The organism is Tepidicella baoligensis (assembly GCF_013432195.1).
Classification (GTDB): domain Bacteria; phylum Pseudomonadota; class Gammaproteobacteria; order Burkholderiales; family Burkholderiaceae_C; genus Tepidicella; species Tepidicella baoligensis.
The window spans coordinates 26094-42896 of sequence record NZ_JACCDB010000013.1 but is presented as its reverse complement, the minus strand read 5'-3'; the positions used below and the strand labels follow the sequence as shown (position 1 = coordinate 42896).

Annotated in this window: 14 protein-coding genes and 1 tRNA gene; 8 read left to right on the top strand and 7 right to left on the bottom strand. The window is 63.9% G+C overall.

Annotation, left to right across the window (positions count from 1 at the left end; genetic code table 11):
- Positions 1-12: 12 nt before the first annotated feature.
- Positions 13-1245 carry a pyridoxal phosphate-dependent aminotransferase gene (locus HZS63_RS11980; RefSeq protein WP_180684257.1) on the bottom strand — a complete coding sequence of 411 codons (1233 nt, stop codon included), beginning with the start codon at positions 1243-1245 and terminating at the stop codon, positions 13-15.
- A gap of 55 nt (positions 1246-1300) precedes the next feature.
- Between HZS63_RS11980 and HZS63_RS11975 the strand changes: the two genes are divergently transcribed.
- The 3 genes from HZS63_RS11975 to HZS63_RS11965 all read left to right on the top strand — a co-directional run bounded on the left by HZS63_RS11975 (position 1301) and on the right by HZS63_RS11965 (position 4120).
- Positions 1301-1675, top strand: a complete 375-nt coding sequence (locus HZS63_RS11975; protein WP_180684256.1) for an Mth938-like domain-containing protein — start codon at positions 1301-1303, stop codon at positions 1673-1675.
- 138 nt (positions 1676-1813) lie between these two features.
- Complete coding sequence (locus tag HZS63_RS11970) at positions 1814-2290, top strand: peroxiredoxin (RefSeq protein ID WP_180684255.1); 477 nt, start codon at positions 1814-1816, stop codon at positions 2288-2290.
- Between the two features lie 132 nt (positions 2291-2422).
- On the top strand, positions 2423-4120 hold the full coding sequence (locus tag HZS63_RS11965; protein ID WP_180684254.1) for a PhoH family protein: 1698 nt from the start codon (positions 2423-2425) through the stop codon (positions 4118-4120).
- 206 nt (positions 4121-4326) lie between these two features.
- On the opposite strand, the gene HZS63_RS11960 is transcribed toward HZS63_RS11965, so the two are convergent.
- Positions 4327-6606, bottom strand: a complete 2280-nt coding sequence (locus HZS63_RS11960) for an EAL domain-containing protein (protein WP_180684253.1) — start codon at positions 6604-6606, stop codon at positions 4327-4329.
- Between the two features lie 208 nt (positions 6607-6814).
- The gene (gene dnaB, locus HZS63_RS11955) at positions 6815-8233 is read right to left on the bottom strand and encodes a replicative DNA helicase (protein WP_180684252.1); all 1419 of its coding nucleotides are present in this window, start codon (positions 8231-8233) and stop codon (positions 6815-6817) included.
- A gap of 184 nt (positions 8234-8417) precedes the next feature.
- Between dnaB and HZS63_RS14260 the strand changes: the two genes are divergently transcribed.
- The gene (locus HZS63_RS14260) at positions 8418-8690 is read left to right on the top strand and encodes a DUF4236 domain-containing protein (RefSeq protein WP_180684251.1); all 273 of its coding nucleotides are present in this window, start codon (positions 8418-8420) and stop codon (positions 8688-8690) included.
- Between the two features lie 4 nt (positions 8691-8694).
- Positions 8695-9369, top strand: coding sequence for a glutathione S-transferase family protein (locus HZS63_RS11945; RefSeq protein ID WP_180684250.1), 675 nt, complete (start codon positions 8695-8697; stop codon positions 9367-9369).
- A 212-nt stretch (positions 9370-9581) separates the two neighbouring features.
- Here the strand turns inward: HZS63_RS11945 and HZS63_RS11940 are convergent.
- From HZS63_RS11940 to HZS63_RS11930, 3 genes are all read right to left on the bottom strand, one after another.
- A tRNA-Val gene (locus HZS63_RS11940) sits at positions 9582-9658 on the bottom strand.
- 58 nt (positions 9659-9716) lie between these two features.
- Positions 9717-11996 (bottom strand): RelA/SpoT family protein, encoded by a 2280-nt coding sequence (locus HZS63_RS11935; RefSeq protein ID WP_246316345.1) that lies wholly within the window; start codon positions 11994-11996, stop codon positions 9717-9719.
- Positions 11997-12004: 8 nt separating this feature from the next.
- Positions 12005-12952, bottom strand: a complete 948-nt coding sequence (locus tag HZS63_RS11930) for an alpha/beta fold hydrolase (RefSeq protein ID WP_180684249.1) — start codon at positions 12950-12952, stop codon at positions 12005-12007.
- 97 nt (positions 12953-13049) lie between these two features.
- On the opposite strand from HZS63_RS11930, the gene HZS63_RS11925 reads away from it, so the two are divergent.
- Positions 13050-13820: a 3-hydroxybutyrate dehydrogenase gene (locus HZS63_RS11925; RefSeq protein ID WP_180684248.1), complete on the top strand. Its 771-nt coding sequence runs from the start codon at positions 13050-13052 to the stop codon at positions 13818-13820.
- An 11-nt stretch (positions 13821-13831) separates the two neighbouring features.
- On the opposite strand, the gene HZS63_RS11920 is transcribed toward HZS63_RS11925, so the two are convergent.
- Positions 13832-14551: an SIMPL domain-containing protein gene (locus tag HZS63_RS11920; protein ID WP_180684247.1), complete on the bottom strand. Its 720-nt coding sequence runs from the start codon at positions 14549-14551 to the stop codon at positions 13832-13834.
- A 174-nt stretch (positions 14552-14725) separates the two neighbouring features.
- Here HZS63_RS11920 and ompR point away from each other — a divergent pair, with 174 nt between their 5' ends.
- On the top strand, positions 14726-15457 hold the full coding sequence (ompR, locus tag HZS63_RS11915) for an osmolarity response regulator transcription factor OmpR (protein ID WP_180684246.1): 732 nt from the start codon (positions 14726-14728) through the stop codon (positions 15455-15457).
- A gap of 12 nt (positions 15458-15469) precedes the next feature.
- A complete protein-coding gene (locus HZS63_RS11910; protein ID WP_246316343.1) occupies positions 15470-16801 on the top strand; it encodes a sensor histidine kinase in 1332 nt (443 codons plus the stop codon).
- Positions 16802-16803 lie beyond the last annotated feature (2 nt).

The window sequence follows — 16803 nt, the reverse complement described above, 5'->3', positions numbered from 1 at the left end:
CATGCGCGCGGATCAGGTGCCGTGGCGCTTGCGGTAATGCGCCAGAAAGCGGGCGATGCGGCCCACGGCATCGGCCAGGTCGTCCTCGTGCGGCAGGAAAACCAAGCGGAAGTGGTCCGGGGTCGGGTAATTGAACCCCGTGCCTTGCACGATGAGCACCTTTTCCTCGGCCAGCAGTTCATAGGCGAACTGCTGGTCATCCTCGATGGGGTAGATTTTCGGGTCCAGCCGCGGGAACATGTACAGCGCGGCCTTGGGCTTGACGCACGTCACCCCCGGGATCTCGGTCAGCAGCCGGTGCGCCAGGTCGCGCTGGCGGCACAGGCGGCCGGTGGGGGCGACCAGGTCGTTGATGCTCTGGTAGCCGCCCAGTGCGGTCTGGATCGCCAGTTGCCCGGGCGTGTTGGCGCACAACCGCATCGAGGCCAGCATGTTCAGGCCTTCGATGTAGTCTTTGGCGCGGCGCTTGTCGCCCGAGACGATCATCCAGCCCGCTCGGTAGCCGCAGGAGCGGTAGTTCTTGCTCAGGCCGTTGAAGGTGACGAACAGCACGTCATCGGCCAGCGAGGCGATGGATGTGTGCACATGACCGTCGTACAGCACCTTGTCATAAATCTCGTCGGCAAAAACGATCAGGTCGTGCTTGCGCGCCAGTTCCACGATGGCCTGGAGCACCTCGTTCGGGTAGAGCGCGCCGGTCGGGTTGTTGGGGTTGATCACCACAATGCCCTTGGTGCGGGGGGTGATCTTGCGTTCGATGTCGGCCAGGTCTGGTGTCCAGTCGGCCTGCTCGTCGCACAGGTAGTGCACCGGCGTGCCGCCCGAAAGCGACACCGAGGCCGTCCACAGCGGGTAGTCGGGCGCCGGCACCAGAATCTCGTCGCCCGCGTTGAGCAGCGCGTTCATGCTCATGGTGATGAGCTCGCTCGCGCCATTGCCCAGATACACGTCATCGACCGTGACACCCGCGATGCGCTTTTCCTGGGTGTAGTGCACGATGGCCTTGCGCGGGGCGAACAGGCCCTTGCTGTCGGTGTAACCCGCCGCGTTCGGCAGATTGCGGATCATGTCCTGCAAGATTTCGTCGGGCGGCTCCAACCCGAACACCGCCAGGTTGCCGATGTTGAGCTTGATGATCTTCTGGCCCTCTTCCTCCATCGCTCGCGCCTTGTCCAGCACGGGACCCCGGATGTCGTAACAGACATTGGCCAGCTTGGCGGATTTGGATATGGGCGTGGAGTGCATGATGCGCAGGAGGTGAAACCTATAATTTCACCATATTTTCGACCCGCGATCCGTCATGAAGCTCCAACCAGACCGATTCGACACCCTGGCCGTCCATGCCCACGGCCCGGGCTGGGTGATGATCGGCGGTCAGCGATACGAGGAAAGCGTCATTTTCTGTTCGGAAGGCTACCTCAAACCGTGGGGTTGCGCCCAGCATGCGGCACTGACCGCAGCGCATTTCGAAGCACTGGCCCAATGGCGTCCTGAACTGGTGATTTTCGGCAGCGGGCTGAAGCTGAGGTTCGTGTCCCCCGCTCTGCTGCGCCCGCTGATCGAAGCCGGCATCGGCGTGGAAACCATGGATACCATGGCCGCTGCACGCACTTACAACATCCTCGCCGGCGAAGGGCGCCGGGTGGCTGCGGCCTTGCTCATCGAAACCCCTTAGTCGGCCAGCCCAGAAGGCGGCCCCTTTCGGGGTAAAATGCGGTATTACGTTCGGCGCCCGCCGCTTCTCTGTACGAGCGAGCCGGGTGATCGCTACCGAGCGCCTTCGCAGCATTCAACCTAGCAGGGGATCCGCTACATGGCCGTCGTCGTCAATAAACCCATTCCTGAATTTGAAGCCAATGCCACGGGCGGTGTCAAGGTCACGCATCAGTCCCACCTCGGGCAAACCTTGATCCTGTACTTCTACCCCAAGGACAACACCCCCGGCTGCACCACTGAGGCCATGCAGTTCCGTGACAGGTACAAGGACTTCGTCAAAGCCGGTGCCGAGGTGTTTGGCGTTTCACGCGACAACATGAAGTCCCACGAAGACTTCAAGGCCAAGCTGGAACTGCCTTTCGAGCTCATCGCCGACACCGAAGAAAAAATGTGCCACATGTTTGGCGTGGTCAAAAACAAAATCATGTACGGCAAGAAGGTCAAAGGCATCGAACGCAGCACCTTCCTGATCGGCCCCGACGGCGTGCTGCTGCAGGAATGGCGCGGCCTGAAAGTTCCGGGCCATGTGGAAGAGGTTCTCAAGGCCGTGAAGATGATCAAAAAGGCAGCCTGACCACAACCTGCCGTGGTGCATAATGAACTTATGCATCTGAGTTCGGCGCTTCACGTCAACCCGCCTCCTATCCAAGCCGCCCGGGCTGCCCGTGGCGGCTTTTTCATTGCTGCCCATTCCGGTCTTTGAACCATGCCCCTTCCTCCTGCACCCACCAAGAAGGCCGACCGCCTGTCCGCATCAGCCGTCGATGCCGCCCGAGCAGCCCGCCCAACCTCCAACGACCCGATCGAACTCACCACCTCGCTGACCGCCCCGACCCCGATCGAACAGCCAGCCGCACCGCCCAAGCCTCGCACCGCCCGATCCACCCGATCTTCCGCTGAATCCCCAACCAGTACCGCCTCCAAACCGGCCAGCACGGCGGCTCCACGCGGTCAGGCGGAGCCGTCCAAGGCAACCCATCGACAGCGGCGCGGCAAAGCAAACACCTCGCCAGGCTCCACGCGCCTGTTCGTGCTCGACACCAACGTGCTCATGCACGACCCCACCAGCCTGTTCCGCTTCGAGGAACACGATATCTTCCTGCCCATGATCGTGCTCGAAGAGCTGGACGCCAACAAGAAAGGGATGAGCGAAGTCGCGCGCAACGCCCGTCAGGCCAGCCGAACGCTCGACACCCTGGCCGCCCAGCGCGGCGGCGACATCAGCAGCGGTCTGGCCCTGTCGGCCTTGGGCAACTCCGAGGCCACCGGCTGCCTGTTCTTCCAGACCGTTCCGCTGCAGCACGACCTGCCCAACAGCCTGCCCCAGGGCAAAGCCGACAACCAGATCCTGGGCGTGGTTCAGGCCCTGAAAATCAAACACCCCGGGCGTGAAGTGGTGCTGGTGTCAAAAGACATCAACATGCGCGTCAAGGCCCGCGCGCTGGGCCTCGCCGCCGAAGACTACGAAAACGACAAGACGCTGGACGACGGCGAACTGCTCTACCCCGGCTCGCTCGCCCTGCCCCCGGACTTCTGGACCCGCCAGAGCAAGACGCTGGAAAGCTGGCAACAGGGCGGCCACACGTTTTACCGCATCAGCGGCCCCATCGTCGAGCAACTGGTGATCAACCAGTTCGTGTACTTCGAGGCCGCGGGCGAGCCTTCGCTCTATGCCCGCGTCACCGAAGTGCGTGGCAAACAGGCCGTGCTCAAAACGCTCAAGGACTACACCCACCTCAAGAACGCCGTCTGGGGCGTGACCAGCCGCAACCGGGAGCAGAATTTCGCCCTCAACCTGCTCATGGACCCGGAGATCGACTTCGTGACCCTGGCCGGCACGGCCGGCACCGGCAAGACGCTCATGGCCCTGGCGGCCGGACTCACGCAGGTGCTGGACGAGCGCTGCTACACCGAAATCATCATGACCCGCGCCACCGTCAGCGTGGGCGAGGACATCGGCTTTTTGCCTGGCACCGAAGAAGAAAAAATGGGCCCCTGGATGGGCGCGCTGGACGACAACCTGGAGTTCCTGGCCAAGGGCAACGGCGGCAACGCCGGCGAGTGGGGGCGCGCGGCCACCAACGAACTCATTCGCAGCCGCATCAAGGTCAAGAGCATGAACTTCATGCGCGGGCGCACTTTCATGAACAAGTACGTCATCATCGACGAGGCGCAAAACCTCACGCCCAAGCAGATGAAGACGCTCATCACCCGCGCCGGCCCCGGCACCAAGATCATCTGCATGGGCAACCTGGCCCAGATCGACACGCCCTACCTCACCGAAGGCTCCAGCGGCCTGACCTACGCGGTGGACCGCTTCAAGGGCTGGCCGCATGGCGGACACATCACGCTGGCGCGCGGGGAGCGCTCACGCCTGGCGGATTTTGCGAGCGATGTTTTGTAAGTTGGTTTTCTGAGTTGTGCCGGCATGGCTGGCGCCAACGCGCCTGCAAGACTGCAGGGACCCGGGTTTGTGGCTCGATGCGTATCGCAACCTGCTGGCCAGCATGCTGAATCGCGACCAAGCCATTTCGCCGCTGCAAGCCTGGGGCTGGGGGCTGGTGGACACGGTGGAGGGCGCGGTCGAACACGACTCGCCCAACCGAGCCGTCAAACTGCCTGCGGCTTGGAGGGATTCCATGGTGGTTGACGATGTGCCATGTCCGTCGTGAATGGGCTGCCGCCGGTGCTCTCGGAAGATGACACCTCGGCCAACCAGTCATCCAGCGGACGCGGACGGCCGAGGTGGTAACCCTGGGCGGCATCGATGCCGAGTTCGCGCACCCGCTCCAGAAGTTCGGCAGACTCGACGAACTCGGCCACCGTCTTGACCTGCAGCACGCGAGCCACCTCCACCATGGCGCGCACGATCACCCGGTCCACGGGTTGGTGTTGCAACTCCCGCACGAAGGCACCGTCGATCTTGATGATGTCTACCGGAAAACGCTTGAGGTAGTCGAAAGTCGCGTGCCCGGTGCCAAAGTCGTCGATGGCGACGCGAAAGCCCTCTTCCCGCAACCGCGCCAAGGATTGGGCCGCGTCGCGCGGCTGGGCGATCGCCTGGCTCTCGGTGATCTCGAACACGACGCGTTGTGCCGGCACGGCGTAGCGGCCAAACAGCCCCGCCAGCCACTCGCCCAGGTCGGCGCGCGCCAGCGTCGGGCCCGAGAGGTTGATGCTGCAGTAGTCGATGCGTGCCAGCGCGGCGGGATGGCGCGCGAACATGGCCGCCGCTTCTTCGACCACGGCCCGGTCCAGCAAGGGCATGAGCTCGCCCTGTACGGCGGCGGCCATGAACTGGGCCGGCGGGACATCATGGCCGTCCTCATCGCGCAACCGCACCAGCACTTCGGCGGCGACACGGGCCTGCCCTTCGCGCAGCGAGACGATGGGTTGCGCCACCAGATGCAGGCGACGCTCGGTGATGGCCCGCCGGACACGCTCCACGCCCGTGGTCATGGCGCGCAGCCGCTCGCCGTCCTCGGGATGCATACGCACCAGGACGGGATCGGCATCATCGGCTTGAGCCAAGTCGATCTCACGCAAACGCAGCAGCAAGGTCTGCAACCCCGGGGACGGCTCGGCCCCAGCCGGCGCGATGACGGCACAACTGCGCCACAGCGGACGGACCTGCTGCTCCGTGGCCTGCCCCGCATCCCTGGCCGTGGCAGCAGCGACACTGGCCTGCCACTGAGCCAAGTCGCCGGAGCGCAACGCGGTTTCCGTCAACAGCCCCACGTAGCGCCCGGGGGTGCTGCGCGCCCAAACCACCGTGGGCGCCACGGCGCGCAGCCGCCGCGCTGCCGCCGTTTCCAGCGCCCCGAGCGCAGCCGGACCGTCGAGGTACTCGATGGCTCTCCAATTGGCCAGGCGCACCAACACCAGTGCCGGCACCGCGGCGGGGTCGCGCTGCTCGTAGGCACGCGCCAGGCCCGCGTCGGTGAGCAGTTCGGTGAGTGGATCGATGAATGCCAGGCTTTGCAACCGCTCCAGGGCCTCATGCCGCTCGGCATACACCGCGACCAGCACCAGCAGCACACCGGCGGACACGAGCAGAAACAACACCAGCAAGACCAGCTGGACGAGCATGTCCGCGCCTGCGTTGGGGTGCAGGTGCCGCATGCTGAAGGCCGATGCCGCCGTCACCAGCAAGGCCGCAAACATGACGTGCGCGTGCACCGCAGCCGGCCGACATTGGTTGGCCACGACCAGCAGAACCGGCAACAGAAAGTAAGAAAACGCCTGAGCGTTGGAGGTGTCGCCCAACGCGAATGTGGCAGCCAACAAGCTGGCCATCAGGGGACTCAACCATAACAAGCCACGGTGGGCGGTCAAATCGGCCAAGAGCTCCCGCACCCGCTGCCTGAAGCGAGAGCCCGGTTGCCCGATCATCAGATGCCAGGCCACCGGGGCCACGAGCAAGGCCCCGCATGACTCGATGATCCAGTACCCTGCCCACTCCAACACCAGCAGCGCCGCCGAGCGATCCGAGGCAGGCGGCTCCACCAGACCCAGGACCGCCACGCCGCAGGTCGCTGCCAGTGGCGCGCCCACCAGCAGTTCGGCCTTGAGCCAGCGGGTAACAGAAGCGATGCGCTCGAACGGCCGGGGCTCCTCAGACATGGTGCGGCGCGTTGCGGCCCATACCGCAGCCGGACCGATGCTACCCGCCAGGGCCACCGCTGGCACCGCCAGCGGGTTGGCGCCGTAGTGCCAACCCGACCACGCCACCAGTCCAGCCAACAGTGCCAACAAGCCCCGCCACTGCCAGCGGTAGAGCATGGCGAGGCCGAAGCCCGAGATCGGCCACACCAAAGACAGCGACTGGTCGCTGAACGCGAGCTGACGAGACAGCTCGGCCAGCGCCACAACCCACAGAGCAGCAAACACCAACCCCTGCACACTGGCCTGTGGCTGCGTCGATGCCTTTCCTGGCACTCCCCTGCCGATCATGACAAGAGCTCGGCGGGGCAGTCAAACAACGTGTTCATCAGTAGCCTCCAGTCGCGCCATTATGGGAACAGACAGCATTGCGTGCGCGCCGGATCCCGGGCTTCCCTGGCGGTCTCAGGGGCAAGGGCCAACTAAATCAGACGAGTCAAAAGTCGTCGTGGTAGCCCGCCAGGCTTTCGAAGCGGGTGAGCATGTTCAGGAAGGCCAGCTTGACCGTTCCCGTGGGGCCATTGCGCTGCTTGCCAATGATGATTTCGGCCACGCCGGGCTCCTTGCACTGGTCTTTGGTGTAGTACTCGTCGCGGTAGATAAACATGATGATGTCGGCGTCCTGCTCAATGGCGCCGGATTCGCGCAAATCGCTCATCATGGGGCGCTTGTCGGTGCGTTGCTCCACCGAGCGGTTGAGCTGCGACAGCGCAATCACCGGGCATTGCAACTCCTTGGCCAGCATCTTCAGGCCGCGGGAAATCTCACCCAGTTCGGTGGCGCGGTTTTCCCCATCGCTGCTGCTGCCGCTCATGAGCTGCAGGTAGTCCACCACGATCAGGCCCAGCTTGCCGCACTGCCGCGCCAGCCGCCGGGCATTGGCGCGCAGTTCGCTGGGCGTCAGGCCCGGCGTTTCGTCGATGTGCAGCGAGACGTTGCGCAGCTTTTCGATCGCTTCGGTCAGGCGTGGCCATTCGTCGTCCGTCAGCTTGCCGGTGCGCAGATGGCTCTGGTTGATGCGCCCAATGGAGCCGACGATACGCACCGCGAGCTGGGCGGCGCCCATTTCCATGGAGAACACCGCCACCGGCAGACCTTCGTTCAGGGCCACGTGCTCGGCGATGTTGATGGCGAAGGCCGTTTTCCCCATGCTCGGCCTGGCTGCAAGCACCACCAGATCGCCTGGTTGTAAGCCGGCCGTCATGCGGTCGAGATCGATGAAGCCGGTGGGCACGCCTGTGATGTCATTGGGGTTGTCGGCCATTTCCTGCACGCGGTCGAGCAGGTTCACCACCAGGGTATCCATGGACTGGAAGCCCTGCTTCATGCGCGAGCCTTCTTCGCCGATATTGAAGATTTTCTGTTCCGCTTCGTCCAGGATATGGGCGACAGGCTTGCCTTTGGGATTGAAAGCCTGAGTGGCAATGTCGTCGCTGACGGCGATGAGCTTACGCAGAATCGCCCGCTCTCGCACGATTTCGGCGTAGCGCCGGATGTTCGCCGCGCTGGGCACGTACTGAGCCAACGAATTGAGATACGACAGACCGCCGACTTCGTCGGCCTTGCCCTGGCTGCTCAGCTGTTCGAACACGGTGATCACGTCGGCCGGCTTGTTGGCATTGACCAAGGCGGCGATGGCGGCGTGGATGAGCTGGTGCTCGCGCCGGTAGTAGTCGGAATCGGACACCAGATCGGCCACCCGGTCCCAGGCACCGTTGTCGAGCAGCAGGCCGCCGAGTACGCTGGATTCGGCCTCGATGGAATGTGGTGGTACGCGCAGCTGGGCCATCTCGCGGTCGGGCAAGAAGGGCACGCCGTCGGTACTCAGGTCGTCCATGGGAAAAACAGCAGACATCGGATTCCTCTCAAACCCGCATATTAAGCGGGCGGGAGTACAGATATGTGTACACCATTCAGATGGTCAGGGCAGGAACAAACGCCGGGGGTTACAACCTTTCCTGCCTGCGGTGATTGTAGAAGGCCAACCGAAACCGACGATTGACAGATACTTGTGGCTGTCGCCATGCTGAACCCAACCCATGAGCTTCCGATTTTTTCGACGCTTCCGCATCGCCCCGGGTCTGATCCTGCACCTGAGCAAAGGTGGGGTGTCGGTTTGTGCTGGGCCCAGAGGGGCCAAGTTCACGGCCAGCACCCGTGGCACCCGCGCCACCGTGGGTTGGCCGGCACTGGACTGTTCTACACCATCAGCAACCCGCTGGACAAGGCTGCTGCGACAATCGGAGCCCGAGCATCGAACACACCCGGGGTCCAACTCCAGTTTGAGGATATGGAGCAGCGGCTGGAAGTGACATCATGATGACCCTCTTTCACTGCGTCAGCGCCCGCTCCTTCCGGCCCTTGTGGACCCTGGAAGCCCTCGGGCTGCCCTATGAACTCAAAATGCTGCCGTTCCCGCCCCGGGTGTTGAAGCGGGACTACCTTGACATCAACCCCTTGGGCACAGTGCCCTTGTTCCTTGATGGCAAGGTGCGCATGACCGAGTCGGCGGCCATTTGCCAGTACCTGTGCGCGACCCACGCCCCGACACCGTTGCAAGTGGACGTGCACGAGGAGGACTTCGGGGCTTACCTGAATCACCTCCATTTCGGCGAGGCCACGCTGACGTTTCCACAGACGCTGGTGTTGCGTTACTCCCGCTTCGAGCCCGAAGAACGCCGCATGCCCACGGTGGCAGATGACTACGCAAAGTGGTTTCTGGCGCGCCTGAAGAAGCTCGAGCCGGTTCTGGAGCAGCGAAGCTACCTGTGTGCCAACCGCTTCACTGCGGCAGACATTTCGGTGGGCTATGCCCTGATGCTGGCCGAGATGATTGACCTGGCGCCCGCGTTCACACTGGCCGTGGCCGCCTACTGGGAGCGGTTGAAACAGGAGCCCGCTTATCAACGGGCCTTGAAGGCAGAGCATGAAGCGGCCCTGGCTCAAGGGGTGTCACCTGTACCGGCGCCACTTCAGTTTGGAAATGGGTGAAACTTTGGTCACTGCCGGATGGGCCCGCTTGCGCACAGGGGTCTTATGCGTTCAGTCTACCCACCAAAGTTACCCGCAGCGAACGCCAAACAGCACGATGCGCCGCGAGGTGCCATGAAACAAACAAGAGGCTGCAATCTCTCGTAAGTGATTGTTCAGAAAAGAAAAAGCCTCAAAACTGTACGTCTTGAGGCTTCTTGAAACATCACTCGTGGTAGGCGCGATTGGACTCGAACCAACGACCCCCACCATGTCAAGGTGGTGCTCTAACCAGCTGAGCTACGCGCCTGGGTCGGTTGCAAGCCTTGCATTGTAACAGCTTTCAGCATCCGTTTTCATGCCCAGCTTCAACGTCGGCGCACGCTCTGCACGCCGGGCACGTCCTGCACCGCGGCCATGACGCGCGAGACACGCAGCGCATCGGGCACCTCGACCGTGAACGTCATCCAAGCCACGCCCTTGACCGATTGGGTCTGCACGCCGATCACGTTGATTTTCTCGCGCGCAAAGGCGTCGGAAATGTCGCGCAGCAGGCCTTGGCGGTCGATGGCTTCGACTGCCACATCCACCGGGTAGTAGAGTGCATGTTCACCCTTGCCTTTGACGCCGCTCCACTGCACATCGATCACCCGGCCCGGGTGGCGCTGGGCCAGGGCGGCGAAGTCTGGGCAGTCGGCGCGGTGCACGCTCACGCCCTTGCCCCGTGTCACGTAGCCGCGGATGTCGTCTGGCGGGGCGGGCTTGCAGCACTTGGCCAGTTGGGTGAGCAGCGAGTCCATGCCCACCACGAGGACACTGCCTTGCGGGGCGCGGTCCTCGCCACGGGCTTTTTTGATGACAACCTCGTCCGGCGTGGGCAATGCCTGCGGCGGATTGAGGTATTGCTCCACCGTGCGCAGCGTCAGCTCTTCCTTGCCCAGAGCTTCGCACAACGCCTGAGGGTTCGCATAGCCCAGGCCGGCGGCAAGATCGTCGAGATTGAGGGTGGTCTTGCCCTCGCGCTGGAGCAGCTTGTCGAGCGCTTCGCGCCCGCGCTGGATGTTGTCCTGGGCCGCCAGTGCGTTGAACCAGGCGCGCACCTTGCTCTTGGCGCGATGGCTGACGAGATAGCCCTGTTCGGGGTTGAGCCAGTCGCGCGAAGGCCCGCCTTCTTTGGCGGCCACGATTTCCACGGTCTGGCCATTCTGCAAGGGGGTATTGAGCGTGACCATGACGCCGTCCACGCGCGCGCCCCGGCAGCGGTGGCCCAGATCGGTGTGTACCGTGTAAGCGAAATCCACCGGCGTAGCCCCCTTGGGCAGTTCCACAATGGCGGCGTGGGGTGTGAGCACGTAGATGGCGTCGTCGAACAGGTGCTTGGCGCCGCCCATGTCGCTTTGCCAGGCCAACAACTGGCGCAAGACGGCGATCTTGGCATCGTAGTCGGAGCTGGCGCTGACACCGGCATAGCCTTTGCTGCCTGCCTCTTTGTAGGCCCAGTGGGCGGCCACGCCGTGCTCGGCGTGCTCGTGCATGGCCCGGGTGCGGATCTGGATCTCGAAGGCTCTGCCCTGCTCGTCACGCACCACCGTGTGCAGCGACTGGTAGCCATTGGGTTTGGGCTTGGAGATGTAGTCGTCGAACTCTTCGGGCACCGGGCTGAAGTGGGCGTGGGCATAAGCCAGAACCCGGTAGCAATCGTCGATTTCGGGCACCACCACCCGCAGCGCCCGAATGTCGAACACCTGCTCGAAATCCAGCGACTTGCCGCGCATCTTTTTGACGATGCTGTAGATGTGCTTGGGCCGCCCCTGTACCTCGGCGTCGATGCCCTGGGCCTTGAGGGCAGACTCCAGTTGCTGGCGTACCTGCTCCACATGGCTTTCACGTTCGACGCGTTTTTCGTCGAGCAGGCGTGCAATGTGTTTGTAGGTGTCGGGCTCCAGGAAACGAAAGGCCAGGTCTTCCATTTCCCATTTGAGCTGCCAGATGCCGAGCCGGTTGGCCAGCGGCGCAAAAACATGCAGCGACTCGGCCGCCAAGCCCTCGTCGGGTGGGGTCTTGGAGGCGGCATGGAAGCGCAGGGTTTGCAGACGCGAGGCCAAGCGCAGCATCACCACCCGCAGATCGCGCGAAAACGCCAGCAACATCTTGCGAATGTTCTCGGTCTGGCTCGCTTCGAGCTCGGTGGCACCGATGCGGTTCACCATCGAGCCGGCCGCTTCCGCTGCGGCCCGCTGCGCCCTGATCTGGGCAGCCTTCAGGCGCGCCTGCCGCTGCAACTGCACCAGTTTGGTGGTCTCGATGGCCACGTCGGCGTAGTCTGGCCCAAAGGCCTTGCTGATCACTTCCCGGGGCCGATTCAGGTACTGGCAGGCATAGACCAGGTAAACGCAGGCCTTCATTTCGGCCGTACCACCGATCGCGTCGATGATGCCGGCCACACCGTCGGCGTGCGCCAGGGTGTTTTCGCCGGTGTCCAGGGTTTCGGTCAGGAGCAGCGGCTCGGCAAACGCCCGGGCGCGTTCGACCGCGCGGGGATCGACCACCTGCTGGGGGCGAGCCAGCGCCGAGACCAGCGCGGGGACATGGGTGGGCGCATCACCGGGTTTTTCGGCCACCACCGGACTCAATTCGGGCGCTGACATGGCGGTCATCATGCGTCAAGCAGAAAAGACCGCACCACACGAACCTGTTCATCGGCCACGAGGGTGGGCGCATGGCCTACACCCGCGAACTCCACCAACTGTGCCCTGGGGCCACGCTGGGTCATGGCCACGGCGGTTTCATGGCTGAGCAGGTCGGAGTCTGCACCCCGCAGCAGCAGGGTGGGTGCGCTGATGGCGTCGTAGAGTTGCCAGAGCATGGCTTCGCCGGCGCGCATGGCCTCGCGTACGGCAGGCATGTCGCCAGAAGCCAAGAGGGCTTTGAAAGGCACGGCGATGTCGGGGTCGTAGTGGAGGGTCCAGCCACCTTGCACGGCGCGTAGCATCGGGCGCGACAGGGCCAGCCATTGCTCGGGGGTGTGCGGGCCGAAGGTTTGGGATATTTCCCACAACGCAGCCGCAGCCGCCTGCTCACTCGAATAGACACGTTGCACCCCCAGGTACTCCCCGATGCGCAGCAGCGAGGCCGGCTCGATCACTGGCCCCACGTCGTTGAGCACCAACCGACGCAGTCCGATGGCCGGCTGGGCTGCCAATGTGATGCCGATGATCCCTCCCATGCTGGTACCGACCCAGTCGATGGTGAGCGCATAGGGCTCGGCCGTGCCGGTCACGGCCGCGTGGCGCTGGCGCAGATGGCCCAACAGAACGGCCAGGTCGGTGGCATAGGTGGGGATCTGGTAGGCCATGGGGTCGGCGAGCCAGTCGCTCTGGCCACGTCCAGCCACGTCCACACACACCACGCAAGCATGCGGTGCCAGTGCCTGGGCCAGTACATCGAAGTCACGCGCCTGGCGGCTGAGCCCGTGAACGCAGACGACGACGTGAGAAGGGCTGTCCAGTCCGGTGGCGTTCCACTCCCACCAGGCGATGCGGCGTTCGTCGCTGTGCCGGGCGCGAGGGCCGGGCACTTCCAGGTGATGCAGTACGGGTTCCATGGGTCGATTGTGTCTCCTGGAGGTTCAGGGGCAGGCCGTGCGGGCACAGTTCCCCGATAATCCTTTGGCATCGATCGTAAATCATAGGAGTTACAGCATGCTGAACGGAAAGACGGCTTTGGTCACGGGGTCCACCAGCGGCATTGGGCTGGGTATTGCCAAGGCGCTGGCGCGCCAGGGCGCGAACATCGTGCTCAATGGGTTTGGTGAAGTCGAAGCCGCCCGCGCCGAAGTGGCGGCTTTGGGCGTGAAGGTGCTCTATCACGGAGCAGACATGAGCAAGCCCGCCGAGATCGAGGACATGATGCAAGCCGCCGCATCGGCATTCGGCCGGGTGGATGTGCTGGTGAACAACGCGGGCATTCAGCACGTGGCCAATGTGGAGGACTTTCCCGTCGATCGCTGGGACGCCATCATCGCCATCAATCTGAGCAGCGCGTTTCACACGACGCGCCTGGCGTTGCCGGCCATGAAAGCCGCCAACTGGGGGCGGATCATCAACATCGCTTCGGTGCATGGTCTGGTTGCGTCGGCGCAAAAATCGGCTTACGTGGCGGCCAAGCACGGCATCGTCGGGCTGACCAAGGTCACGGCCTTGGAGACGGCAACCACCGGCGTGACCTGCAATGCCATTTGTCCCGGCTGGGTGCTGACCCCGCTGGTGCAGAAACAGGTGGACGCCAAGGCCGCCGCCTTGGGGCTGAGCAACGAAGAAGCCACCAAGCTTTTGCTCGGCGAAAAAGAACCCTCGATGCAATTCACCACGCCTGAAGAGCTGGGCGAACTGGCGGTGTTCTTCTGCTCGCCAGCTGCTAACAACGTGCGTGGCGCCGCCTGGAACATGGACGGGGGCTGGGTCGCCCAGTGAGGTCGTCCGCGTCACTGCAGTTGCACGCTGCCTGAAACGGTCACTTGCAGCAGCGTCTTGCCTGGTTCCGCCGGGACCGGGGCCGACGCCATGGCCGCCCTCGCATCGGCTGCGACCATCAGGCGCGGCCGAATGGCGTACTCCTGCCCGCCTTCGCTCACGGCCACCTCGCGCAGGGTGTAGCCGCTGAAGCCGAAATCCTTGGCCACCTGCTGCGCCGTGGCCTTGAAGCGGGCAATGGCTTGACTGCGGATGCCCTCTTCCAGCGCCTGGCGAGCCTGATGGCTCAATGAAAACGACATTTGCGCCACGGCCATGCCGGGGGTGTCACCAGCGGTGGCGGCGATGCGGGCCACGTCGCGGCCCTGCAACAGCAATTCGGCGCTGCCCTGCCAGCCGATGATCTGGCCTTCGCGGTCGTGGCGCGGGTGCACCGTGAAGCCGCCGCTGCTCACCTCCAGTTCGCCTTCCTGGACCCGGGGGCGGATGTGGCGCAAGGCGTTGTCCGCTGCCTCTTTGAGTTGGCGCTGCACGCTGGCGGCATCGGCCGCCTGGGCCTGGTGGGTGAGCACCACGGTGAGCCAGTCTTGCACAGCCTCTTGCTGGGCGCTGGCGCTGAGTTGCACGACGTTGTAAACGGGCGCGGACGTCTGGGCCTGGAGAGCAGCGGAAGCCGACAACAGGGTGAATCCGGCCAGCAGGGCCGACAACGAGCCAAAAGTGTGCTTCATGCGGGAATCCTCCATGCTGAGGATTGCCAGTGTGCCAGCGAAATGCCCCCCTTTCGAGGCCAGCTGGCCGCGCAGCCGCAACATCTGTAACGGGGCGTTTCTGCCGGGAAGGCAGCGAATAGCAGAAGCCGGGCGTGGTGTCACAATGAGCACTGTTACATTTTGGGAGACGCCATGCCCACCCTGCCCAACCGGCCCGACCGCATCATCGTCGTCGATGACGACGCGCGCATTCGCGATCTGCTCAACCGTTATTTGACCCAGGAAGGTTTCGATGTCTGGGTGGCCGAGGACGCGCGCACGCTGGACCGCCTGCTGCTGCGTGACACGGTGGACCTGATCGTGTTGGACCTGATGCTTCCAGGCGAAGACGGCTTGAGCATCTGCCGGCGGCTGCGAGCTTCCAACAACCGCACCCCGATCATCATGCTCACGGCCAAGAGTGAGGATGTGGACCGCATCGTCGGCCTGGAGGTGGGCGCGGACGACTACCTGGGCAAACCGTTCAACCCGCGCGAGCTGCTGGCGCGCATCCACGCGGTGCTGCGCCGCCGCCCCCCGCCCGAAGTGCCAGGCGCGCCCTCGGCGGAACAGGAAGTGGTCACATTCGGGCCGTTCGAACTGGACCTGGGCAAGCGCATCCTGCGCAAGAATGGGGTCGAGGTGGGGTTGACCACCGGCGAATTCGCCATGCTCAAGGCCCTGGTGCGGCACCCGAGGCAACCCATGTCGCGCGACAAACTGGCCCAACTCGCCCGTGGCCGCGAATTCGAGCCGTTCGACCGCAGCCTGGACGTGCAGGTGTCCCGCCTGCGCAAGCTGATTGAAGCCGACCCCTCCTCACCCCGCTATTTGCAAACGGTCTGGGGCGTGGGCTATGTGTTCGTTCCCGATGATGAAGCCTGACGCGCGATGGCCATGACCGCTGCGCCCGCTTTGAGGGGCATCAGCCTGTTCTGGCGTACCTTTTTGTTGTTGGGGGCGTTGCTGCTGGGCTCGATACTGGCCTGGTTCCAGACTTTTCGTGCGCTGGAGGAGGAGCCCCGAGCGCTGCAGAGCGCGCAACAACTGGCCTCGCTGGTCAACCTGACCCGGGCAGCGATGGTGCACGCGGACGCGATCGCGCGGGTTTCGCTCGTCAAAACGCTGGTCGAACAGGAAAACGTGCGCATTGCGGTGCGCGAACCGTCGGACACCTACCTCGCTTACGACACCGACGCCTTGAGCCGACGGATCAGCGAAGCGCTGGCATCCCGTCTGGGCCATGAAACCATCGTGGCGCGTGAGGTCAACGGTTTCGAGGGGCTGTGGATCGGCTTCATGATCGACAACGACACCTACTGGCTGCTGGCCGACCCGGAACGAGTGGGCAGTGTGCGTGGCCGGACGTGGCTGGTCTGGCTGAGCATTGCCGCCAGCCTGTCGCTCATCGGTGCGGCGCTGTTTGCGGGCTTGCTGAACCGACCGCTCAAACAACTGTCCGCCGCCACGGCGCGTGTGCGTGATGGGGACTTTCGCCCCGACCTGTTGGACGAAACGACGGCCACCATCGAAATTCGGGAAGTGAACATCGGCTTCAACCGGATGGCAGAACAGTTGGCCAAGGCCGAGAGCGACCGCACCCTCATGCTCGCTGGCATATCGCATGATTTGCGCACCCCTTTGGCCCGCCTGCGCCTGGAAACCGAAATGAGCGTGCCCGATGACAACGCCCGCCAGCTCATGGCCGCAGACATCGAGCAGGTCACGGCCATCATCGACAAGTTTCTGGACTACGCGCGTGCCGAGCATGTGCAAATGGGCACCGTGTGTCTCGATGAGGTGATCACCACGGCACTGCAGCCTTATGTGGGCACGCCGGATTGCATGGTACGGTTTTCGCCCACCAAAGCCTGGATGGTCCAGGCCGACGAGGTGGAACTGCGCCGGGTGATCGACAACTTGCTGGAAAACGCCTCGCGCTACGGTCGCAGCGCGGACCACACGCTGGAACTGGACATCGTGGTCAGCGAGAGCAACGGGACGGTGAAGGTGGAAATCACCGACCATGGAGCGGGCGTACCACCCGAATTGTTGCCCCGACTGGCGGAACCTTTCTTCCGCGCGAACGAAGCCCGCACAGCGGCCACCGGCTCCGGCCTGGGCCTGGCGATCGCCGTCAAGACCATGCAACGCATGGGTGGCCATCTGTTGCTGCGACCGGGCCCCACCGGGGGACTGACGGCCGAGTTGACGCTACGCGCGGCCTGAGG

Coding starts and splice junctions, on each gene's coding strand:
- HZS63_RS11980 (WP_180684257.1), bottom strand. CDS start 1,245: ATGCACTCCACGCCCATATCCAAATCCGCCAAGCTGGCCAATGTCTGT.
- HZS63_RS11975 (WP_180684256.1), top strand. CDS start 1,301: ATGAAGCTCCAACCAGACCGATTCGACACCCTGGCCGTCCATGCCCAC.
- HZS63_RS11970 (WP_180684255.1), top strand. CDS start 1,814: ATGGCCGTCGTCGTCAATAAACCCATTCCTGAATTTGAAGCCAATGCC.
- HZS63_RS11965 (WP_180684254.1), top strand. CDS start 2,423: ATGCCCCTTCCTCCTGCACCCACCAAGAAGGCCGACCGCCTGTCCGCA.
- dnaB (WP_180684252.1), bottom strand. CDS start 8,233: ATGTCTGCTGTTTTTCCCATGGACGACCTGAGTACCGACGGCGTGCCC.
- HZS63_RS14260 (WP_180684251.1), top strand. CDS start 8,418: ATGAGCTTCCGATTTTTTCGACGCTTCCGCATCGCCCCGGGTCTGATC.
- HZS63_RS11945 (WP_180684250.1), top strand. CDS start 8,695: ATGATGACCCTCTTTCACTGCGTCAGCGCCCGCTCCTTCCGGCCCTTG.
- HZS63_RS11935 (WP_246316345.1), bottom strand. CDS start 11,996: ATGTCAGCGCCCGAATTGAGTCCGGTGGTGGCCGAAAAACCCGGTGAT.
- HZS63_RS11930 (WP_180684249.1), bottom strand. CDS start 12,952: ATGGAACCCGTACTGCATCACCTGGAAGTGCCCGGCCCTCGCGCCCGG.
- HZS63_RS11925 (WP_180684248.1), top strand. CDS start 13,050: ATGCTGAACGGAAAGACGGCTTTGGTCACGGGGTCCACCAGCGGCATT.
- HZS63_RS11920 (WP_180684247.1), bottom strand. CDS start 14,551: ATGAAGCACACTTTTGGCTCGTTGTCGGCCCTGCTGGCCGGATTCACC.
- ompR (WP_180684246.1), top strand. CDS start 14,726: ATGCCCACCCTGCCCAACCGGCCCGACCGCATCATCGTCGTCGATGAC.
- HZS63_RS11910 (WP_246316343.1), top strand. CDS start 15,470: ATGACCGCTGCGCCCGCTTTGAGGGGCATCAGCCTGTTCTGGCGTACC.